Source organism: Cupriavidus sp. 8B (assembly GCF_054589115.1).
The window spans coordinates 33,038-53,492 of the sequence record NZ_BAAILO010000653.1 but is presented as its reverse complement, the minus strand read 5'-3'; the positions used below and the strand labels follow the sequence as shown (position 1 = coordinate 53,492).

The 20,455-nt window shown below is 64.2% G+C and carries 18 protein-coding genes; 3 read left to right on the top strand and 15 right to left on the bottom strand.

Going from position 1 to position 20,455, the window contains the following annotated elements; genetic code table 11:
* Nucleotide 1 precedes the first annotated feature (1 nt).
* From ACYP5B_RS52240 to ACYP5B_RS52195, 10 genes are all read right to left on the bottom strand, one after another.
* Nucleotides 2-370 carry an SUF system Fe-S cluster assembly protein gene (locus ACYP5B_RS52240; protein WP_400094836.1) on the bottom strand — a complete coding sequence of 123 codons (369 nt, stop codon included), beginning with the start codon at nt 368-370 and terminating at the stop codon, nt 2-4.
* 4 nt (nt 371-374) lie between these two features.
* Nucleotides 375-824 carry a Fe-S cluster assembly sulfur transfer protein SufU gene (sufU, locus tag ACYP5B_RS52235; RefSeq protein WP_400094834.1) on the bottom strand — a complete coding sequence of 150 codons (450 nt, stop codon included), beginning with the start codon at nt 822-824 and terminating at the stop codon, nt 375-377.
* Nucleotides 824-2,092: a SufS family cysteine desulfurase gene (locus ACYP5B_RS52230; RefSeq protein WP_400094832.1), complete on the bottom strand. Its 1,269-nt coding sequence runs from the start codon at nt 2,090-2,092 to the stop codon at nt 824-826. Before ACYP5B_RS52230 ends, sufU begins: the two co-directional genes overlap by 1 nt.
* A complete protein-coding gene (gene sufD, locus ACYP5B_RS52225; RefSeq protein WP_400094830.1) occupies nt 2,089-3,417 on the bottom strand; it encodes a Fe-S cluster assembly protein SufD in 1,329 nt (442 codons plus the stop codon). The genes ACYP5B_RS52230 and sufD overlap by 4 nt, the downstream gene beginning before the upstream one ends.
* Entirely contained in the window at nt 3,414-4,184 is a 771-nt protein-coding gene (gene sufC / locus ACYP5B_RS52220) for a Fe-S cluster assembly ATPase SufC (RefSeq protein WP_318236406.1), read from the bottom strand. The genes sufD and sufC overlap by 4 nt, the downstream gene beginning before the upstream one ends.
* A 74-nt stretch (nt 4,185-4,258) precedes the next feature.
* Complete coding sequence (gene sufB, locus ACYP5B_RS52215) at nt 4,259-5,707, bottom strand: Fe-S cluster assembly protein SufB (RefSeq protein WP_400094828.1); 1,449 nt, start codon at nt 5,705-5,707, stop codon at nt 4,259-4,261.
* Nucleotides 5,708-5,730: 23 nt separating this feature from the next.
* The gene (locus ACYP5B_RS52210) at nt 5,731-6,201 is read right to left on the bottom strand and encodes an SUF system Fe-S cluster assembly regulator (RefSeq protein ID WP_318236404.1); all 471 of its coding nucleotides are present in this window, start codon (nt 6,199-6,201) and stop codon (nt 5,731-5,733) included.
* A 415-nt stretch (nt 6,202-6,616) separates the two neighbouring features.
* Nucleotides 6,617-6,892, bottom strand: coding sequence for a hypothetical protein (locus ACYP5B_RS52205; protein ID WP_318236403.1), 276 nt, complete (start codon nt 6,890-6,892; stop codon nt 6,617-6,619).
* Between the two features lie 305 nt (nt 6,893-7,197).
* Entirely contained in the window at nt 7,198-7,569 is a 372-nt protein-coding gene (locus ACYP5B_RS52200; RefSeq protein ID WP_318236402.1) for a hypothetical protein, read from the bottom strand.
* A 761-nt stretch (nt 7,570-8,330) separates the two neighbouring features.
* Nucleotides 8,331-9,017 carry a hydrolase gene (locus ACYP5B_RS52195; protein WP_267602396.1) on the bottom strand — a complete coding sequence of 229 codons (687 nt, stop codon included), beginning with the start codon at nt 9,015-9,017 and terminating at the stop codon, nt 8,331-8,333.
* A 502-nt stretch (nt 9,018-9,519) separates the two neighbouring features.
* On the opposite strand from ACYP5B_RS52195, the gene ACYP5B_RS52190 reads away from it, so the two are divergent.
* The gene (locus tag ACYP5B_RS52190) at nt 9,520-12,948 is read left to right on the top strand and encodes an adenylate/guanylate cyclase domain-containing protein (protein ID WP_400094826.1); all 3,429 of its coding nucleotides are present in this window, start codon (nt 9,520-9,522) and stop codon (nt 12,946-12,948) included.
* Nucleotides 12,949-13,051: 103 nt separating this feature from the next.
* Here the strand turns inward: ACYP5B_RS52190 and ACYP5B_RS52185 are convergent, their stop codons facing one another.
* The 3 genes from ACYP5B_RS52185 to pedF all read right to left on the bottom strand — a co-directional run bounded on the left by ACYP5B_RS52185 (nt 13,052) and on the right by pedF (nt 16,002).
* Nucleotides 13,052-14,101, bottom strand: a complete 1,050-nt coding sequence (locus ACYP5B_RS52185; protein ID WP_459575351.1) for a patatin-like phospholipase family protein — start codon at nt 14,099-14,101, stop codon at nt 13,052-13,054.
* A gap of 398 nt (nt 14,102-14,499) precedes the next feature.
* The gene (locus ACYP5B_RS52180; protein ID WP_459575349.1) at nt 14,500-15,393 is read right to left on the bottom strand and encodes a substrate-binding periplasmic protein; all 894 of its coding nucleotides are present in this window, start codon (nt 15,391-15,393) and stop codon (nt 14,500-14,502) included.
* Nucleotides 15,394-15,522: 129 nt separating this feature from the next.
* The gene (gene pedF / locus ACYP5B_RS52175; RefSeq protein WP_400094820.1) at nt 15,523-16,002 is read right to left on the bottom strand and encodes a cytochrome c-550 PedF; all 480 of its coding nucleotides are present in this window, start codon (nt 16,000-16,002) and stop codon (nt 15,523-15,525) included.
* 260 nt (nt 16,003-16,262) lie between these two features.
* On the opposite strand from pedF, the gene ACYP5B_RS52170 reads away from it, so the two are divergent.
* A complete protein-coding gene (locus ACYP5B_RS52170) occupies nt 16,263-18,299 on the top strand; it encodes a sigma-54-dependent Fis family transcriptional regulator (protein WP_459575348.1) in 2,037 nt (678 codons plus the stop codon).
* Nucleotides 18,300-18,385: 86 nt separating this feature from the next.
* Here the strand turns inward: ACYP5B_RS52170 and ACYP5B_RS52165 are convergent, their stop codons facing one another.
* Together ACYP5B_RS52165 and ACYP5B_RS52160 are read right to left on the bottom strand one after the other, a co-directional pair.
* Nucleotides 18,386-19,345: an MBL fold metallo-hydrolase gene (locus ACYP5B_RS52165; protein WP_400094817.1), complete on the bottom strand. Its 960-nt coding sequence runs from the start codon at nt 19,343-19,345 to the stop codon at nt 18,386-18,388.
* Complete coding sequence (locus ACYP5B_RS52160; protein WP_400094815.1) at nt 19,345-20,283, bottom strand: alpha/beta fold hydrolase; 939 nt, start codon at nt 20,281-20,283, stop codon at nt 19,345-19,347. Before ACYP5B_RS52160 ends, ACYP5B_RS52165 begins: the two co-directional genes overlap by 1 nt.
* An 85-nt stretch (nt 20,284-20,368) precedes the next feature.
* On the opposite strand from ACYP5B_RS52160, the gene pqqA reads away from it, so the two are divergent.
* Entirely contained in the window at nt 20,369-20,443 is a 75-nt protein-coding gene (pqqA, locus tag ACYP5B_RS52155; protein ID WP_318236424.1) for a pyrroloquinoline quinone precursor peptide PqqA, read from the top strand.
* Nucleotides 20,444-20,455 lie beyond the last annotated feature (12 nt).

Below are 20,455 nucleotides of genomic sequence, written 5' to 3'. Positions count from 1 at the left end.
TTCAGAGCAACCCCAGTTCCAGCCGCGCCGCCTCGCTCATCCGCTCTCGCGACCAGGGCGGATCCCATACCAGTTCAACCTCGACTTCGTCCACGCCGCCGACTTCCATGACGGCACTCTCGACCACGCCGGGGAAGGTCTGCGCCACCGGGCAGCCCGGCGCGGTCAGCGTCATGCGGATGCCCACCTTGCCGGCGGCGTCGTCCACGGACAGGCTGTAGACCAGGCCCAGGTCGTAGATATTGACCGGGATCTCCGGGTCATAGACGGTGCGCAGCGCCTCTATCACCCGTCCCTCCATCGTATCGAGGCCAGGCTCGAGCCTGGCTTCGTGTGCCTCGGCCTTGCGCAGCCAATCGATCATGCTCATCGCATCACTCCGTTGAGACCGGCTGGGCGCTGCCTTGCAGGGCGGCGTGCATGGCATGCCAGGCCAGCGTCGCGCACTTCACACGCGCCGGAAACTCGCGTACGCCGCCCAGCACGGCCAGCTTCCCCAGCGGCGCGCCGGCCTGCGCCGGGCCAGATCCGGTCACGAGCGCATGGAAGCCGGAGAACAACGCCTGTGCCTGCGCCTCGGTCTTACCCTTGAGCGCCTCGGTCATCAGCGATGCCGAGGCGGTGGAGATGGCACAGCCGGAACCCTCGAAGCTCGCATCCTCGATCACGCCGTCGCTGACCCTCAGGTACAGCGTCAGCCGGTCACCGCACAGGGGGTTGAACCCCTCGGCGCTGCGGTTCGCGCCCATCAGCCGCCTGCAATTGCGCGGCGAGCGGCTGTGGTCGACCACAACTTCCCGGTAAAGATCGAGCAGATCGGACATCAGGCAAATACCTCCTGTGCCTTGCGCACGGCGCGCAACAGCGCATCCACCTCCTCCCGCGTGTTGTATAGCGCGAACGACGCACGCACCGTGGCAGGCACGCCGAACCTCTCCATCACGGGCATCGCGCAATGGTGGCCCGCACGGACCGCCACGCCTTCCAGGTCGAGGATGGTGCCTGCGTCATGGGGATGCACGCCATCCAGGACGAACGAGAGAATGCTCGCCTTGTCCGCCGCCGTGCCGATGATGCGCAGGCCGGCAATCTGCGCCGCCTGCCCGGTGGCGTAGGCGAGCAGCGCGTGCTCGTGGGCCGCGATGGCGTCCAGGCCCACCGCACTCACATAGTCGATCGCAGCGCCCAGGCCGACTACGCCGGCGATATTGGGCGTGCCGGCCTCGAACTTGAAGGGCAGGTCGTTGTAAGTGGTCTTGCGGAAAGTGACTTCCCGAATCATGTCGCCCCCGCCCTGGTAAGGCGGCATGGCATCGAGCAGCGCGGCCTTGCCGTAGAGCACGCCAACGCCGGTGGGGCCGTAGAGTTTGTGCCCCGAGAATGCGTAGAAATCGCAATCCAGCGCCTGCACATCGACTTTGAAGTGCGGCACGGCCTGGGCCCCATCGACCAGTACCGGAATGCCCCTGGCATGCGCCAGTTCGATCAGGTACCGCACCGGGTTGACCGTGCCAAGGGCGTTGGAGAGATGGGTCACTGCAACCAGCCTGGTGCGGGGGCCAAGCAGGCGCTCGAATTCTTCCAGCAGCAGTTCGCCCGCGTCGTTGATCGGCGCCACCCGCAGGATGGCACCCGTGCGCTCGCACGCCAGTTGCCACGGCACGATATTGGAATGGTGCTCCATCGCGCTGACCAGGATCTCGTCGCCGGGCCGCAGGCGTTGTCCGAAACTGGCCGCCACCAGGTTGATCGCCTCCGTGGCGCCACGCACGAACACGATCTCCTCGCGCCGGGCCGCGTGGATCAATCCTTGCACCGCGTCGCGCGCCGCCTCGTAGGCATCGGTCGCGAGCTGGCTCAGGGTGTGCACGCCACGATGGATGTTGGCATTGAGCGCGGCGTAGTAATGTGCCTCGCAGTCGATCACGCTCTGTGGCTTCTGGCTGGTGGCTGCGTTGTCCAGATAGACCAGCGGCTTGCCGTTGACCATCTGCCGCAGGATGGGGAAATCCCAGCGCAGCCGCATGACGTCCAGGCCCGCGGCCGGGGCCGTGCCCCACAGTGCCCTGAATTCATGCGCGGCCGTGCTCATGTCAGCACCTTCACCGGCTCGGGCAAGTGGCCGCGCAAGAGCGTCTCCAGCCGCGTGCGCAAGGAGGCCAGGCCTAGCCGGTTGACCATCTCTTCCGCGAAGGCGAAAGTCAGCAGGGCCCGCGCCGAGGCGTCGTCCAGCCCGCGCGAACGCAGGTAGTAGATCTGGTCGGGTTCGAGCTGGCCGACGGTGGCGCCATGGCTGCATTTGACGTCGTCGGCGTAGATCTCCAGCTGTGGCTTGGTATCGACTTCGGCGTTCTCGGACAGGAGCAGGTTGCGGTTGGATTGGTGCGCATCGGTATGCTGGGCATCGGCATGCACCACCACCTTGCCGTTGAACACGGCGCGCGAGGCGCCGGCCAGCACGCCCTTATAGAACTCCCGGCTCTTGCCTTGCGGCCTGGCGTGGTCGATGCGCGTGTGGTGGTCGATATGCTGCCGCCCGCCGGTCATGTACAGCCCGTCGAGCGAGCATTCGGCGCGCTCGGCGTTCAGCCCGACCTGGATGTCGACCCGCGCCAGGGCGCCGCCCAGGGCGAAGGCACTGGAGGTGAAGTGGCTGCCGTGCTGCTGGTCCATCTTCACGCCGGCAATGTGAAACGCCTTGAGGCTCTCTTGCTGCACTTTGTGATGCTCGACCTGCGCGTCACGCGCGGCAACGATGTCGGTGACGCTGTTGGTGAAATAAGCGAGGCCGTCCACACCCACGTGGTGTTCCACGATGCAGACCCGGCTGCCTGCTTCCGCCATCACGAGATTACGCGTATGGGTGACCTGCTCCGGTGCCGTGGCGATGAACAGCAGGTGGATCGGCTGGTCGGGAGTGGTGCCTGCGGCCAGGCGGATATAAGCGCCATCGACCATGAACGCGGTGTTCAAAGCGGCAAAGCCGGACGGGTAGTCGCTCACGCCGCGGCAAAGCAGCGCTTCCACGGGCTCGGGCGTGCGCTCCAGCATGGCGGCGAGGCTGAGGAGTTCAACCCCTGCTGGCAGCATGCCGATGCGTGACCATTGCGGCTGGTGGTGGCCGTCGAGGAATACCATCAGGTGCGCGCCGGGCAAGGCGAGCGACTCGATCCGCGCAGCCAGGGCGTCCGGCTTGGCGTCGGACTGCGTCGGCCCTGCGGTAAAGCGGCTCCTCTCGATCGCGGCCACACTGGTGTATTTCCAGTCCTCGTGGCGCAGCGTCGGAAACCCGGCTTGCGCGAAGTGTTCCCGCGCCTGTTGGCGCATGCGCGCGAGCCAGGGCAGCCGCCGGCCGGGCAACGCAGCCTCGACGCGGGCGAACTCGGCAAGATAGTGTTCCACCCCGGTTGCGCTCATGCCGACGCCTCCGTAACGGTGAAGGCCTGCGCCTCCATTCCCACATAGCCATGACGCTCCAGTTCCAGCGCCAGTTCGGGCCCGCCGGACCTGGCAATGCGGCCCTGCGCCAGTACGTGCACACGATCCGGCACGATGTAGTTGAGCAGCCGCTGGTAGTGGGTAACCAGCACGATGGCGCGTTGCGGGCCGCGCATGGCGCCGATGCCGCTGGCGACGATCTTGAGCGCGTCGATGTCGAGGCCGGAGTCGGTCTCGTCGAGAATGGCGAGCCGGGGTTCGAGCACCGCCATCTGCAGAATCTCGTTGCGCTTCTTTTCGCCACCGGAGAAGCCTTCGTTCACCGAGCGGTAAAGCAGGCTTGGGTCCATCTCCATGAGCCGGAGCTTGTCCTTGACCAGCGCGAGAAAGTCCATGGCATCCAGCTCCGGCTCGCCGCGATGCTTGCGGATCGCGTTGAGTCCCGCCTTGAGCAGATAGATGTTCGAAACGCCGGGGATTTCCACCGGATACTGGAAGGCCAGGAAGACGCCCGCGCGCGCCCGCTCTTCGGGCGGCATGCCAAGCAGGTTCGCGCCGTCGTAGAGGACTTCGCCCGCGCTCACGACGTAGCGGTCCCGCCCGGCCAGCACATGGGCAAGGGTGCTCTTGCCGGAGCCGTTGGGGCCCATGATGGCGTGCACTTCCCCAGCCTTCACGGTGAGGTCGATGCCGTGCAGGATGGGCTTGTCGTCGACTGAGACGTGCAGGTTGCGGATTTCAAGCATGGCTGGCTTGTTGCTCCAATGTGGCTCCGACATGACGCCAATGCGGCTCCGAGGCGGCGCGGCCCGCGCGCTCCCTAGCCGATGCTTCCCTCCAGGCTAACGCCCAGCAGCTTCTGTGCTTCCACCGCGAACTCCATCGGCAGTTCCTTGAACACTTCCTTGCAAAAGCCGTTCACGATCATCGATACCGCGTCTTCGGGGCCGATGCCGCGGCTTTGGCAATAGAACAGCTGGTCCTCGCCGATGCGCGAGGTGGAGGCCTCGTGTTCGACGCGGGCAGTGGCATTCTTCACCTCGATATACGGAAAGGTGTGGGCCGCGCATTTGTCGCCCAGCAACAGCGAGTCGCACTGCGAGTAGTTGCGCGCGCCGCTGGCGCTCTTCGCCATCTTCACCAGCCCACGGTATGCGTTCTGGCCGTGGCCGGCCGAAATGCCCTTGGAGAGAATCGTGCTCCGGGTATTCCTGCCGAGGTGGGTCATCTTGGTGCCCGTGTCGGCTTGCTGGTAGTGGTTGGTCAGCGCCACGGAATAGAACTCCCCGACCGAGTCGTCGCCCTGCAGGATCACGCTTGGGTACTTCCAGGTAATGGCCGATCCGGTCTCGACCTGGGTCCATGAAATCTTCGAACGGGCGCCACGGCAGTCGCCGCGCTTGGTCACGAAGTTATAGATACCGCCCTTGCCTTCCTTGTCGCCCGGATACCAGTTCTGCACCGTCGCGTACCGGATCTGCGCATCCTCCAGCGCGATCAGTTCCACCACCGCGGCATGCAGCTGGTTTTCGTCGCGCATCGGGGCGGTGCAGCCTTCCAGATAGCTGACATAAGCGCCCTCGTCGGCAATGATCAGGGTACGCTCGAACTGACCGGTCTTCTGGGCATTGATGCGAAAGTAAGTGGACAACTCCATCGGGCAGCGTACTCCGGGGGGGATATAGCAGAACGACCCGTCGCTGAACACAGCCGAGTTGAGCGTGGCGAAGTAGTTGTCGGTGTAGGGCACGACCGTGCCGAGGTACTGCCGCACCAGTTCGGGGTGCTCCCGCACCGCCTCCGAGAACGAACAGAAAATGATGCCGAGCTCGCCCAGTTTCGCCTTGAATGTGGTGGCTACCGAGACGCTGTCGAATACCGCATCCACGGCGACGCCCGCGAGCAACTCGCGTTCCCGCAGGGGCACACCCAGCTTCTCGTAGGTGCGCAGGAGTTCTGGATCGACCTCGTCCAGCGTCTTGGGCCCGGCCTTTTGGGAGCTTGGCGCGGAATAGTACGCAATGGCCTGGTAGTCGATGGGCGGGTGCCTGACTGTCGCCCAGTGCGGCTCGGACACCGTCAGCCAGTGACGATAGGCCTTGAGGCGCCAGTCAAGCATGAATTCCGGCTCGTCCTTCATGGCCGAGATCATGCGGATCACGTCCTCGTTCAGCCCGCATGGCACCGTGTCCGTTGCCACGGACGTGTAGAAACCGTGCTGATAGCCTTGGCTGATCAGTTCGTCGAGCTTGTGCGCCGGGGTTGCCATGTTCTGCCTTCGATTGCCATGCGTCACTCGAACGCCTGCTTGCGGCCTGCCGCCTTCCAGGCGTGCAGCGTGCCGATATCGACCGGATGCAACGTCGGTTGCGTCATGTCTGCCAGCGTTACGCCATCCAGGGCATGAAAGATCGCCAGGCTGATCCGCTGCCAGTTCGCACGGATGGAACAGGTTCCTTCCTGGGCACACAAGCCGGCTGCAATGCTGCATTCGGTCATGCCGGCAGGGCCTTCCATGGCGTCGATCACCTGCGCGATCGAGATCTCCTGCGGCGGCCGTGCCAGCAGGTAACCGCCCTTCGCGCCGCGCAGCGAATGCAGCAGCTTTTGCCGCGCAAGCATCTTGAGGATCTTGCTCGCTGTGGGCATCGGCACGCCAATCTCGGCCGCAACCTCGGCGGCACTGCAGATCCGGCCCGGCTCCCGCGCCATGTGCGTCATGATCACCGTGCCGTAGTCGGTCAGTTTGCTTAGTCTGAGCATCTTCACCCCAAACTATCGTTGCTAATTAGAACTGAATTGGTTCTGTATAGTTCCTGTGAAGGACTCCGCGGCGATGCGACGTCCAGTCCACCGCTTATCGAATCCGGCAAGTCACGCGTGGCTCGGCCGGCAGTCAGAGGATGTCGGCCTCAGGGGATCGGCGGAGACCCTTATTCGGATGATCGCCCTCTATGTGGACCCGATGGAGGTGATGGAGGTGATGGAGGTGATGGAGGTGATGGGAGGAGACCTTTGGGTAAGGCTTCGGCGTTGCTCAAGAACGGGTCGCATTCCGGGCCGGGACCTCTCTAAATCATGGCCTTGCAGCATTGTCATTGCTGTCGCCCACGCGGAGGGTCCGGTGGGCCGATGTCATTGCCCTGTCGGTGGTACAGCCGGCGCAGGCGGTATCAACCTAGTCGTAGGTTTCCCAGAAAAAGCCGCGATCGAGGTCTCGCTCGAACTCGACGGTCCAGGACGTACCGCTTCCAGCAGCGTAGTGCTGGCGGGCACCGGTGAGATTTGCCGCCACGGTCACCTCACGGGAAATGGGGCTTACGCCGTCCTTGGAAGGGTTGCCTTCGTCAAAGACGATCGTAAATTCTTCGCGGATCCGGCCATGCTTCTTGCACGCCGACTCGAAGTCCTCTTGCTCGTCCACCGGTAGTTCTTCGAATAGCTTCTGAACCATGACATCTCCCAATGACCGACACGATCCTAGCATGGCCCTCGATACGCGCTACCAAGGCGACTGCCGCGTCGTGATTGGCCACTTGACCGCCACAGGCACCCGGCCAGATGGTCGGGACACCGAGCGGCCGGGACCCCAAGGCCAATGTGCCCTGGACCTCAACGAGGCATCGCACCGCCACTCGTCCCGAGAGGCGGTGCAGTGCGCCGCGCTGCTGTCCATCGCGGAACGCTGCCCGGCTTACCGGACGCTACGCTCCGCAGTGGTGGTCCAGACTTTCAGCGTGCAAGAAGGCTGCGAGGTGCTCAGGCGCCGTCGAGGAAAAGATTGCGCTGGCCAAGGCGCGTTCCGAGCGCATCGGGTGCCAGGCTCATACTGGCGGGGTCCATTGCCGGGCTGGGGCTGCGGGCCAGTGTCGGGTCGACTGGTGCGGGCGCCATGGCCGGCTGAGCCGACTGTCCGGCACCCTGCGCATAGGGATCGCGTGCGGCTGGCAGCGCCCCTTGGGCCAATGGCGCTGCCGAGGGCATGGCTTGCATAGGTTGGGCGGATTGCATCGGCTGAGTCGTTGGCATCGGCTGGGTCGGCTGAATGGGCTGGGCCTGCTGCGCGAACAGCGGGTAGGACGCGATCATCGCGCCAGCCATCAACAGGGATTTCGCCAGATGTTGCTTCATTCGTGTACCTCCTAGAATGCCTTCAGGCATGGGAATGGCCACTGTAGCGCCGAGGTACCTAACATTCTGTTCGAATTTGCAACGGGCATTTACCAGCCTTGCCATTGACACCAAGGTGGGTTAGTTGCGCGCGCGAGTTTGCTTTTTGCCGGTCTGAGGCGCGCGTGGGCTGGCGAGGCCAGTGCAGATGTGTTCGGCTTCGCCATGCTAACCATCAACTCGGACAATGATCCGCAGCCATGCCTCGAGCGCACGGCCATTGACCGTCACCGTCACTATCGTGCCCCTGCGCCAGGACCTCGCTGAGGCCGCCCACGTCGCACCTACCCAGCCCGAATGCCTCTTCATAAGGAGACGCGACGCAGAGCCTGAGAAATGCGCCGCAAGCAACGGCGATGGCGAGAATGGTTGTCATGGGTCGGAGATCGGATGCAGATGTTGAGGGCAAACAGGCTACCAGCCCTGACCAACATCAATTGCAAAGAATAGTCAGCAAAAGACCGCGGTGCTCGCATGATCCGACGCGGATACACCGCCTTCGGAATTTGCACAGGCATGTGCACAGGCATGGGCGGCTGCGCCGGCGATGGCACCGAGGGCTGTCGGGATGCGCTGCAGCGGCCACGACGATCACCCGACTTGGAAAATAGCGCTGACCTCCCCTCTCTTGGGGGGATTGCGCACGCCATCAGATTGCGCATCATGGGCGTCGCACCCCCGGCGTAGCGGCCCGCTGATAGGCCGCCACGCCTGTCGCCCTGTCAGCGGGCCGGCACCGGCGCGATGGACTCGTGCGGCGTGGCCGTGCGCTGGGCGGCCTTGTGCACCATGGTGTAGGCGTAGTCCACGCCCATGCCGTAGGCGCCCGAGTGTTCCTTGACCAGTTTCATCACCGCGTCGTAGGTGTCGCGGTGGGCCCAGTCGCGCTGCCATTCGAGCAGCACTTGCTGCCAGGTCACCGGCACCACGCCCGCCTGCACCATGCGCTGCATGGCGTAGTCGTGCGCTTCCTTGCTGGTGCCGCCGGAGGCATCGGCCACCATGTAGATCTCGTAGTCGCTGTCGTGCATCGCGGACAGCGCGAAGGTGGTGTTGCAGACCTCGGTCCACAGACCGGCCACGATGATCTTCTTGCGGCCGTTGGCGGCCAGCGCGTCGCGCACCTTCTGGTCGTCCCACGAGTTCATCGAGGTGCGTTCCAGCGTCTTCTGGCCAGGGAATACGTCAAGCAGTTCGGGATAGGTGTAGCCGGAGAAGGACTCGCTCTCCACCGTGGTGATGACCGTGGGGATGTTGAAGATGCGGGCGGCCTTGGCCAGGCCCACCACGTTGTTCTTCATCGCCTGGCGGTCCATCGACTGCACGCCGAAGGCCATCTGCGGCTGGTGGTCGATGAAGATCAGTTGGCTGTTGTCCGGGGTCAGCACTTCGAGCTTGGCGTTGGTCATGATCATTTCCCTTTGCTTGTCCATTTGATTGATTTTTTTTGAACGTCGTCTTTGTTGTTACGCCGTCCATGGGTTGAACTTTATGGCAAAGAACGACGGCAAAGTGATGAATTAGTCGTAGCAGTTGTTCAATATTATTGATGAATATTAGGGCGCGCCAAAATGAGCCCGGGACGCCGCGCTGCCGGCGCGCCTGCTCCCTTCGGCATGGATGTACGAATGCGCCCGGCGGGGTACTCGGCCTGAGCCTTATGCAATGTCGGGCCCTTCGCTGGCCGCTTCACCGGTGGTCATCCGCGCGCTGGCGCGCGCCCTTCCCCGCCACCTCATGCTGCCCGCCTGGCTCGGCGCAGCAGGGGAACGACAAACTCCCGTCACCGCCAACAGAATAATCCTCTCCACTCGCAATTCATTGCGCCAGGGCCATCGCCCCCCCGCCTTGCTAACGAAGCCAATGACGCGTCTAATCATCTGAGGCAGGCGATTGCAGTCAGGAGGCGATATGCGCTGCACAGATTGCGGGGGCGAGAACCTCGCGAGGGCCAACTTCTGCGAGCATTGCGGGGCCAAGCTTGCACGGATCTGCCCGCGTTGCGGCGAGGAGTCCAGCCCTGCCGCAAATTTCTGCAGCGCATGTGGCTCGCCCCTGAACGGCGACCCGTCAGAGTCGCTTCCAGCGCCTAAGTCCGCCGCTTCGGCCCCTGTTCACTACACGCCTCCCCATCTGGCCGAGCGCATCCGGGCGGAGCAGGCGGCCATGGAAGCCAGGGGCGGGACGGACGGCGAACGCAAGACCATCACGGCGCTGTTCGCCGATATGGCTGGCTCGACGGCATTGATCCAGGACCTGGATCCCGAGGAGGCGCGTCACCTGATCGACCCCGTCGTGACGCTGATGATGGGGGCCGTGCACCACTATGAGGGCTACGTAGCGAAGTTCCTGGGTGACGGCATTCTCGCCCTGTTCGGCGCCCCCATTGCCCACGAGGACCATGCCCTGCGGGCACTATTCGCAGCGCTACGCATGCAGGAAGCGATGCGTAGTCACAGTGACCGAGTGCGTTTGGACAAAGGCATACCGCTTCAGATCCGCGTCGGTGTCCACACCGGCGAGGTGTTGGTGCGCTCGATCCGCACGGACGACCTGCACACGGACTACGATCCTGTGGGCCACACAATCCACATCGCCTCGCGCATGGAAGGCATTGCCACACCGGCGTCCATCCTCGTCAGCGAGTCTACCCATAAGCTCACCGAGGGGTATTTCGAATTCAAGGCGCTGGGGACCACCCACGTAAAAGGCGTCCGGGATCCGCTTGCGGTCTATGAGGTACTGGGCCTCGGGGCATTGCGCACGCGCATGCAAGTGGCGGCGCACCGCGGTCTGGCCCGCTTTGTGGGACGCCAGAGCGAAATGGAACAATTGCACAACGCCTTGGAGCTGGCCAAGGCAGGGCATGGACAAGTCGTCGGGGTGGTGGGCGAGGCCGGGGTAGGAAAATCGCGGCTATTCCACGAGTTCAAGGCACGATCACAGCAAGGCTGCCTTGTGCTGGAGACGTTCTCGGTTTCGCACGGCAAGGCCTTTGCCTATTTGCCGCTGATCGAGCTGCTGAGAAATTACTTTCAAATCACCCCGCAGGACAACGATCGAAGCTGCCGTGAGAAGGTCACCGGCAAGCTACTCACCCTGGAGCGGGCGCTGGAAGACCATTTGCCCTACCTGCTCTACCTGCTCGGATCCGTCGAGCCCGGCTCAGCACTGCCGACCATGGACGCTGCCATCCGGCGCCAGCGCACGTTCGAAGCGATTGCAAGCCTGCTGGTCCGCGAAAGCCTCAACCAGCCGCTCGAACTCCTTTTCGAAGACCTGCAATGGCTGGACAGCGAAACCGAGGCCTTCCTCAATATCCTCATCGACTATGTGCCGGGTGCGAGGATCGTCCTGCTTGTCAACTACCGTCCGGAGTACTCCCATGACTGGGACCCCAGAGGCTATTACGTCCAACTGCATCTGGAGCCTCTGGGCCCGACCGAAGCCCAGGGACTGCTCACCGCGCTGCTTGGCGATGATCGCGCTCTCGCACCCCTGAAACGGCTCATCCTGGACAAGACCGAAGGCAACCCGTTCTTTATGGAGGAAGTGGTCCAGACCCTGGTCGAGGAGAAAGCCCTGCTTGGCCAGCCCGGGTGCTACCGCATTGAGACGGCGCCTACCTCACTGCATATCCCCACCACCGTCCAGGGCGTGCTTGCAGCCCGCATCGATCGGCTCCCCCTCGTCCAGAAGGAACTGCTGCAGAGCCTGGCCGTGATCGGCAAGGAATTTCCTTTGAGTCTCATCCAGCACGTCACCGCGCTGGATGACGACAAGCTGCGCCCTCTTCTCGCCGACCTGCGGGCGGGCGATTTCATTTACGAGCGACCCGCATTCCCGGATGTGGAGTACGCTTTCAAGCACGCACTCACTCAGGAAGTTGCCGGCAACTCCCTGCTTACCGAGCGACGCAGCGCGCTTCACGAGCGCACCGCCGAGGCCATCGAGACCCTGTTCGGGAGTCGGTTAAAGGACTACTGCAGCGAGCTCGCACACCATTACAGCCATAGCGGCAACATCCCGAAGGCAGTGAAGTACCTGCACTGTGCCGGCCAGCAGGCCCTCGAGCGTTCTGCCCAGGGCGAAGCGATGCATCACCTCAGCACAGCCGTTGAATTGCTCAAGCGACTGCCCGACACTCCCGAGCGCGCATGCGAGGAACTCACGCTGCTACTAACGCTCGGGCCGGCCTTGATTGCCACCCGGGGTCAGGCCGCCCCGGAAGTGGAGGCAACTTACAGGCGCGCGCTGGCATTGTGCGAACAAGGTGGGCAAACGCCATATTTCTTCTCGGCGCAGCTTGGACTATGGGCGTTCTATCAATTGCGGGCGCAGTACAAGGTTGCGCAGCCGCTTGGGGAACGGCTGCTTGGCATGGCTCTGGATACGCAGAAGCCGGAGCAGCTCGCGGAGGCGCATCGCGTGCTCGGGGCGACCACATTCCGTCTGGGCCAGCTCAGTGTGGCCCGCAGCCACATGGAGCAGGTGCTGGCACTGCACCGCCCGGACCAGCCGGCCTATGCCTTTCTTCTGGGTTATGGGCGAGACCCAGCCGTACATGCCAGGAGCACGTTGGGTTGGATTCTTTGGTATCTGGGCCTGCCGGATCTGGCTCGCACGCGCTGCCACGAGGCATTGGCTCTGGCCAAGCAGCGCCCTGACGCCTTTAACCTCGCACTTTGCCTTGTCTTCGCGGCCGAAGTGCACCGATGTCGGCGTGAGGTGCAATTGACCCGCGAGTACGCTGAGGCCGCCATCGCTGTCTCGGGTGATCAGGGGTTTCCCATTTATCTCGCGTGGGGAACAGTCCTGCAAGGCTGGGCGCTGGCCGAACACGGTAGGCATGAGCAGGGAATTGCCCAGATTCACCAGGGCCTCACCGCCTACGAGGTGACTGGCGCGGCACTGGGAAGGCCGAACCTACTGGCTCTGCTCGCTGAAGCCTATCGGACAGCCGGGGACCTCCACGCCGGACTGGAGGCGCTGACCGAGGCTCTAGCCTTGACGGAAGAGACGGGAGAGCGGCTTGACGAAGCGACGCTGCATCGGCTCAAAGGCGAACTGATACTCCAGCAGTCGAGCGTGGGATCCCGCGCGTTCGCCGGCCGCGAAGACGCTGAGGCTTGTTTTCACAAGGCAATCGCCGTCGCCCGCGATCAGGGTGCCAGGTCACTGGAGTTGCAAGCCGCGCTGAGCCTGGCCCAGCTATGGCGACGCCAGGGAAAGATGGACGCCGCGCGCCAGACCCTGACCGCGATCCATGGAGCCTTCAGCGAGGGCTTTGACGTCGCCGACTGGCAACAAGCCAAGGCACTACTGGCTGATCTGACCTGAAGCGATGGCCCTCCCGATTGGAGAGCGGGGGACAACCCACCAATGACGATCCGGTGGCCCCGTGAGTTACCCTGCCAATTCATCGGTGGCCCAATCGTAGCCCTCAAAGGAATTCCTTTCCGATGTCAATGCTCGAGCGCTGGCCGACATTCTCGTAGTTTTCTTTGATCCATGCATCGGCCTCAGTCTTCCCCTTGTCACGCAGGTCGCAAAGGAAGTCCCAGTCTGCGTTGTACTTGCTCGACACACCGAGAGCGCTCATCGTCTCATCGGACCTGATTGAGTGAATCAGCATTTCCTTCATCTCGCCCCGCTCGACCTTGCCTCGCTGGATGAGCGAAGTCACGAAGGCAATCGCGCGCATCTCTCGCATGAGCGATGAGTTGAAGCTCACTTCGTTGACGCGATTGAGGATTTCGGCGGCAGTGGTTGGCACGCCATGGCGTACGATCGGATTGATGTGGACAATCACGACATCGCTTGTATTGCAGTGATAGATCAGCGGGAAAATGGCCGGATTGCCAACATAGCCGCCATCCCAAAAGTACTCACCATCGATTGACACAGCCTGGAACAGGGTTGGCGGACAGGCGGAAGCCAGCACGGCTTCAACGCAAATGTCCTCGCTCGAAAAGATGCGTATTCTGCTGGTCTCAACATTGGTCGCACACAGATAAAGCTGTATCGGGCATTGCTTGCGTAACACCGCAAAATCGACCTGCTTCTCCAGCACATCCCGCAGCGGATTCATGTTATCGGGATTGAACTGGTATGGCGACAGGATACGAAGAACGATGTCCGCCATCGCATACAAGGGCGAGTGGTTCAGCCCAAAGCTATGCGACCCTTTCAGCCACGGCATCCAACGCAGCGGGCTATACCTCTCTGCCGATTGCGCGATGGCGAGCCAGAATTCGTGCAGCGCCTCGCGCGCCCGGTCGTGCCCGCCTTGCAGCAGACCGTAGGCGAGCACGGCGGCATTCATCGCCCCCGCACTCGTTGCACTGACGCCTTCGATGGCAAATCTCCCATCTTCGAGCAACCGGTCAAGGACTCCCCACGTAAACGCACCGTGCATCCCGCCGCCCTGCAAAGCGAGTGCAATTGGCTTTTGTTCGCCATTACCGGTCTGCTTACGGATATTCCCAGCCATCCCAAAGCTCCCTAGTGACGCGGACCGGAGCATACCCGCCGGGTACCGGCTTGCGCGGGTGTCGCGTGGAGTGTCGTAACCAGCGCTTGCTCGAGCGTTGGCTCGGGACCAACGCTGATGGAGGCCCACCAAACAAGACTTCCAGCATTGCGTCGGATGACGGGATCCGCTCTCCTGAAGTGTAGTAAAGATGTGACGTTCGAGTAGTCAGGTGGCAGCCGGCCCCCAGGGCCATTTCCGAGACACGCGCCAGAGGACCATTACAGGCCGAGCCGCTGGCACCGCTTTGCGCTCGATCACTTCAACGGCCATGACCTTGAGAGGCTGCGCGCCCTACCCTTTGGCCAATCCTCACTTGATGCCAGGTCGAGTTCCGCACGCCCAACAGCAGGAGAATCTCATGGCGTTTGCAACGACACACCGTACTGCGCGAAGATCTGCTGCAGCTCGCCGCTGCGGCGGAGCTCATCCAGCGCGTTGCGCAACGAATCGGCAAGCTCGCGCTCGTCGGCCTTGACGGCCATGCCGATGGCCCAGCCGCGCGCGGGCAGCAGTGGCGAAGCCACGTCCACCGTGGCAAAGCGCGCGGCAGACTGGCCGGACGCCTTCAGTGCGCTTTCGTATTGGGCGCGCGTGACCATTGCAGCGGCGATCTCACCGGCAAACAACGCGCGCAGGGCCACATCGGCTCCGGCATAGATCTTCACCTTGTCGCGCAGCGCGCCCTGCGCCCCTGACAGCAGAGCGTTGGCGCCGGCCGAGCCCGCCTCCGCGCCGGTCGGCTGGCCGGCCAGGTCCTCCAGGTGCCGGACCTCGGGAATGCGCTCCCGGTCATGAACCAGCACGAACATCTCGCGGTGGTAAGGCGCAAAGATCAGCGCCTTGTCGTTCTCGCGCATGAACGCGCGGTCGACCGGCACGTGCAGCATCACGTCCGCCGGCCCGTAGCCCAGGTAGTGGCCACGCCAGACCATACTGCGCAAGTCGTCCGACATGTTCTCATCGGCATCGAAGGGCAGCAGCGATACGGACAGCCCCATCTGCTTGCCAAGGGCCTTGGCCAGCGCGACGTCAATGCCGGGCAGCGGGTTGCCCTGCTCGGTAGAGAATGGCGGCAGGCCTTTATAGACCGCGACCTTCAAGGTAACGCTCTGGCGGATCTTCGCCATATCCGCCAGCGAGGGCTGTGCGCAAAGCAGCGCTGCGAGCGCCAACAGGGCGCCGCCCAGGCGACGGGAAGGCAATGGGACGGGCTTGGACGGAGCGGCGTCCCGGACAGGACAGGCGCGCATGGGAAGTCTCCTGGTCTCTTGTATTGATCGTGAATCCGTGAATCCGTGAATCCAGTCATTCCTGGATCAGGCCGGCAATGCCGTCCGGTTTCCGGCTCAACGCCCTTGGGCGCCGGGGGGCCAACACCCTTATTCGCGCCGCGATTCCAGATAGGTCTTGATCGCCCAGACCGCTTCCTGGCTCAGCACGCCTTCGAACGGCGGCATGTAGACCCGGCCGTCGCGAGTGCGCCCCTTGCGCACGGTGGTGGTGAAGTACTGCGAGATCTCGCCCATGCACGCCTGCTTCTTCTTCGCGTCGGCCAGCGACGTGCAATCGCCGTCGAGCTTGCGCAGGTCCGGCGCGATGCCGCCCGACACCGCTTCCAGCCCATGGCAGCGCGCGCAGTTCTGATTGTAGGCCGACGTACCGATACGCATGGCTTCTTGCTGCGCATCTCCGGTCCGGTATGGATTATCCGGACGCCATTGCTCACCTAGTTGAGGTAGTGTCTTGGTATCCACGGCTTGCGGCGTGACGTCGCCATGGGCGGAGACAGTCGCGGGGATCGCCCCGGACAAAAGCGTGCAGACCGAGAGCAGGACAAGCATGCGGCGTGGTGTTTTCATCAGGGTCACCTCCAGTCGTTGAACCATGTTTTGGAGGTGACTTCCGCAAAAGCCATACCAAGCGCTATGTGGGCCATAAACCGGCCCCGGCCCCGGCAAATGGCTGGCGTGCAGCGCAGCATTCCTGAACAAGTGCCCTGGAATGCAACACCTGGCAAGCGTTTTGCTTCATGACGCAACACTTCCGGGCCCTGTCGACCACGCCAGGACCCGGCGCGACCCGCGCACAGATCGCGGGCGATTTCCACAGGAGACAGAAAATGACTTTCCAAGCGGCCGCCGGCCAGCATGAGCCCGTCGCCACGCCGGCCGCATCGGCCAGCGCGGAGGAGGGCAACCGGCCCGACCTGATCGCCCAGGCCCACCAGCGTTCCGAGTCCTATGGCTTGCGTCCCTATGAGTCGCCGGACTTCTGCCCGGTGCTGCAGAGCGAGCTGAAGACCCAGATAGAGCGCAGCCAGTCGCTGTTCACCTACGCTCTGCCGGTGATGGAGACGCTCTATGACCAGATCGTCAACACGCAGAGCATGGTGATCCTGACGGACGCCGCCGGCCTGATCCTGCACTCGCTGGGCGATGACGATTTCCTGGCCAAGGCCAACAAGGTGGCCTTGCAGCCCGGAGCGCTGTGGTCGGAGGAAAGCCGCGGCACCAATGCCATCGGCACCGCGCTGGCCGAGAACAAGGCCACGCTGGTACACGGCGCGGAGCATTTCCTGGAGGCCAACCGCTTCCTCACCTGCTCTTGCATGCCCATCCTCGACGCCTACGGCAAGACCGTCGGCGCGCTGGATGTAACGGGCGATCAGCGCGGATTCCACAAGCACACCATGGCGCTGGTGCGGATGTCCGCGCAAATGATCGAGAACCAGCTCTTTGCCAATGCCTTCCAGGACATGGTCTGCGTGCGCTTCCACTCCCGCGCCGAGTTCATCGGCACCCTGGTCGAAGGCATCGCCTCCTTTACGCCGGGCGGCCGCTTCCTCTCCGCCAACCGTAGCGCGCAGTTCCAGCTCGGGTTGTCGGTTAGCGCACTGCACGCGCACACGTTCTCTTCGCTGTTCGGCCTGTCGATGTCGCAATTGTTCGACACAGAGCGCAGGGCGCCCGCAGGCATAGTACGCTTGCCGCTTCCGAGCGGTGTCAAGGTCAGTGCGCGCATTCAGTGGAAGGCATCCACTGCCACCGTTCCCGGCGGTGCCGAGGCGCGGGAAGCGCACGGCATGCATGAAGCCGCCGCCCTGCCCCGCCGCCCGGCCACAGCCCCGGCGCAGCGGTGCGCCGGCCTGGACGACCTCGACACCGGCGACGCCCAGATCAAGGGCGTCATCACCAAGCTGCGTAAGGTAATCGGAAAGGATATTCCCGTTATGGTGCTGGGGGAAACCGGCACCGGCAAGGAACTGCTGGCGCGCGCCATCCACGCCGACAGCCCGCGCCATGCCGGGCCCTTCATTGCGGTCAACTGCGCATCGATTCCCGAGACGCTGATCGAATCCGAGCTGTTCGGCTACGAGGAAGGCGCCTTCACCGGCGCCCGCAAGAAGGGCGGCATCGGCAAGATGCTGCTCGCCAACGGGGGCACCCTATTCCTCGACGAAATCGGCGATATGCCGCTGCACCTGCAGGCGCGCATGCTGCGTGCGCTTCAGGAGCGCGCGATCACGCCGCTGGGCAGCAGCAAGGTGATCCATGTCGATGTTTCGGTGGTTTGCGCCACCAATCGCAATATGCGCGATCAGGTAGCAAATGGCCTGTTCCGGGAAGACCTTTACTATCGCCTGAACGGCCTCGTGGTGCGGTTGCCGGCGTTGCGCGAACGCAGCGACCTTGATGTAGTGGCCAACAAGTTGTTGCACGAGGGCCAGGAAGCCAGTGTGCTGCGCATCAGTGAATCGGTAATGGAGATGTTCCGCACCTATCACTGGCCGGGCAATATCCGCCAGCTTGGCAACTTGCTGCGCACCGCGCGGCTGATGGCCGAAGGCGAGACCGAGATCACCGAGGACCACCTGCCCGATGACTTCCTGGAAGACCGGCAGGCGCGCCGGGTCGCCAGCGTGCCCCCCGGCGCTGCGGTGGCACCGGACGCCCCACCGGATCGCACTTGCGCCTTGGAAATGGCGCCGCGCGCCCAACCGACCCGCCTGGCCGACGTCGAATCGCTGGCCGTCATCGCCGCGGTCAAGGCGCACCACGGCAATATCTCCGCAGCAGCCAAGGCGCTGGGCATCTCGCGCAACACGGTCTACCGGAAAATGGATGAGGCCAGCGCGCTGCCCCATCACGAAGGCTGAGCGCCCCCTAAGCGCCGGTCGCTACCCCTGGTGGGGCGCGGTCCGTGCGCACTTGCCCCCAACACCCGCTACGCCGCGGGCGGCGCTCAGGCCAGCGGCTCGCCGTGCATCCACAGGTCCTCCAGCTCGCGCCAGGCGTGCTGCACGTTCAAGGGGTGGCGCGAAGCGAAATAGCGCCAACGGCAGTAGGGCTTGCCTGCCGCCGGGCCGGGCATCCGCGCCGCGTCGCCGCCCGCTGCCAGCGCGCCGGCAATGCCCTCGGCCAGCGCATCGAGATAAGCCAGCGTCGGCGCCAACATCTGCGCCGGCGTCCCCACCGCGGTGCCCACCACGACATCGGCCGGCAGGACCGAGAGTGCACGAAGCGCGCGCCGCCAGCCCTGCAAGGAAGCCTCCTGCATCTCCGGAACGCGTTCGCGGTAAGCCAGGCCGCCCACGCATAGCAGCCGCCGCCGCGGTGCATACAGCACCGTATCCGAAGCGCTGTGTGCCGCCGCGTGGACCTGTACCTCCCATGCCGTGCCGCCGGTAGCCAGCCGGTCGCCATGCCGCAAAGCGGGGTCCGGCAGCACGATCTGCGTGCCTCGCATGACGGCCGGCCCCAGTTGCTCGGCAAGCCTGGCCAGGCACGCCTCGCAGCGCTGCCCCATCAGGCTGGCGGTGGCTGCCGACGCCAGGAACACGGGGCGCGGCCGCAGGCACGCCAAGGCGGCGTTGGCCAGTACGTTCTCCGGATGCGCATGGGTGTTAACCACCCAGCGCACCGGCTCGGGGGTCACGGCCCGGATCGCCGCCAGCAAACCGTTCCCCCAGGTCAGGTGCGGGCCCGGATCGACCACCAGCACGCCAGCGCCGGTCACATGGACCAGGGTCGGCACCACTTCCCCGGCGTTGGCGCGCGCCACCTCGGCATTGCCGGCACGAGCCACATACACACCCGGCTGCAACCGGTCCAGCACCACACGGCCAGCGACAGCGGCCGGGCCGGCGCCATTGAGCGCCATCGCCAGCAGGGCGCCCATGAAACCCCGGCGGGCGGGATCCATCACCGCTGCCAGCCCGACTCGCGGATGGCGGTGCGCACGGCCTCGGCCATGGCACCTGAAGCCAGGTGTCCGCCGGGTACCCAGACCATCCGTGCCCGGGGCATGACCGCCTGCAAACGCAGGGCATTGGCTGGCCGGCAGACCGTATCGGCGCGGCCATGCAGCAGCGTCACTGGCGCCTCCCGCGAGCCGATCTCCGCCGCCGCCTTCAGCAGCGCCGGCTTGCCCAGCCCGGCGCGGCGGCGCAGGTAGTGCGCCTGGACCCGATATTTGTCCACCACCGCCATGCGCTCGCGCCTCGGCTGCCGCCGCCCCGGCTGCATCGGGCCAAGGCCCAGCAAGTGTCGCTCGATGCGCTGCCAATGTCCCGCAGTGTCCAGTTTTTGAACAGTCGTACCACTTTGCAACACCCTGGATACAGTAAGCAGGCGCGCCCGGGCATCCGACACGCGCTCGCCTTGTCCCGTGACGCGGCGCAGCATGCCGGCGCCACCATGGCGCGGTGAAAAAAGCCGATGGATGTCGTCACGCCCGGTCAGGAACGTCCCCCGCAAGACCAGGGCTGCCACCGCCGCTGGAAAGCGCGCGGCATAGGCCAACGCCAGCGATGCCCCCCAGGATCCGCCCACCACGCCCCAGCGCGGAATGCCAAGCGCCTCGCGCAGTTGTTCCAGGTCCGCCAGCAGCGCGCCCTCGGTGTTCCGGCGCAGCCTTCCGGCGGGCCGCGAGCGCCCCGCCCCGCGCTGATCCGGCATCACCACACGGTGCCACGGCAAATCGAACCAGGCCAGCATCGACGGGCTGCAGCCGCTGCCCGGCCCGCCGTGCAGCACCAGCCAGGGCTCGCCCGTGGAGAGCCCGGCCTGCCTCACATGCACGCGGTGGCCATCCCGCGTACGGAGAAAAATGCAGGATGTTGACGCCGGCGTTGTGGGCATGGATGTTGCCTCGGAGATAACGCGGCGATCGCCGCAAGAAGAACCGATGATGCATTCATTAACTATGCCACCCAAAGGAAGAGACATGAACTGGACCACCCCCTCCTACAAAGAGTTGCGCCTGGGTTTCGAGATCACGATGTATATCGCCAACCGCTGATCACGTTTGCCT

Bases quoted from the DNA above. Each gene is read 5' to 3' on its own strand.
- pedF (WP_400094820.1), bottom strand. From the start codon at position 16,002: ATGAAAACACCACGCCGCATGCTTGTCCTGCTCTCGGTCTGCACGCTT.
- ACYP5B_RS52195 (WP_267602396.1), bottom strand. From the start codon at position 9,017: ATGACCAACGCCAAGCTCGAAGTGCTGACCCCGGACAACAGCCAACTG.
- ACYP5B_RS52165 (WP_400094817.1), bottom strand. From the start codon at position 19,345: ATGGATCCCGCCCGCCGGGGTTTCATGGGCGCCCTGCTGGCGATGGCG.
- ACYP5B_RS52170 (WP_459575348.1), top strand. From the start codon at position 16,263: ATGACTTTCCAAGCGGCCGCCGGCCAGCATGAGCCCGTCGCCACGCCG.
- sufB (WP_400094828.1), bottom strand. From the start codon at position 5,707: ATGGCAACCCCGGCGCACAAGCTCGACGAACTGATCAGCCAAGGCTAT.
- sufD (WP_400094830.1), bottom strand. From the start codon at position 3,417: ATGAGCGCAACCGGGGTGGAACACTATCTTGCCGAGTTCGCCCGCGTC.
- ACYP5B_RS52230 (WP_400094832.1), bottom strand. From the start codon at position 2,092: ATGAGCACGGCCGCGCATGAATTCAGGGCACTGTGGGGCACGGCCCCG.
- ACYP5B_RS52190 (WP_400094826.1), top strand. From the start codon at position 9,520: ATGCGCTGCACAGATTGCGGGGGCGAGAACCTCGCGAGGGCCAACTTC.
- ACYP5B_RS52240 (WP_400094836.1), bottom strand. From the start codon at position 370: ATGAGCATGATCGATTGGCTGCGCAAGGCCGAGGCACACGAAGCCAGG.
- ACYP5B_RS52160 (WP_400094815.1), bottom strand. From the start codon at position 20,283: ATGCCCACAACGCCGGCGTCAACATCCTGCATTTTTCTCCGTACGCGG.
- ACYP5B_RS52180 (WP_459575349.1), bottom strand. From the start codon at position 15,393: ATGCGCGCCTGTCCTGTCCGGGACGCCGCTCCGTCCAAGCCCGTCCCA.
- ACYP5B_RS52200 (WP_318236402.1), bottom strand. From the start codon at position 7,569: ATGAAGCAACATCTGGCGAAATCCCTGTTGATGGCTGGCGCGATGATC.
- sufU (WP_400094834.1), bottom strand. From the start codon at position 824: ATGTCCGATCTGCTCGATCTTTACCGGGAAGTTGTGGTCGACCACAGC.
- ACYP5B_RS52205 (WP_318236403.1), bottom strand. From the start codon at position 6,892: ATGGTTCAGAAGCTATTCGAAGAACTACCGGTGGACGAGCAAGAGGAC.
- sufC (WP_318236406.1), bottom strand. From the start codon at position 4,184: ATGCTTGAAATCCGCAACCTGCACGTCTCAGTCGACGACAAGCCCATC.
- ACYP5B_RS52210 (WP_318236404.1), bottom strand. From the start codon at position 6,201: ATGCTCAGACTAAGCAAACTGACCGACTACGGCACGGTGATCATGACG.
- ACYP5B_RS52185 (WP_459575351.1), bottom strand. From the start codon at position 14,101: ATGGCTGGGAATATCCGTAAGCAGACCGGTAATGGCGAACAAAAGCCA.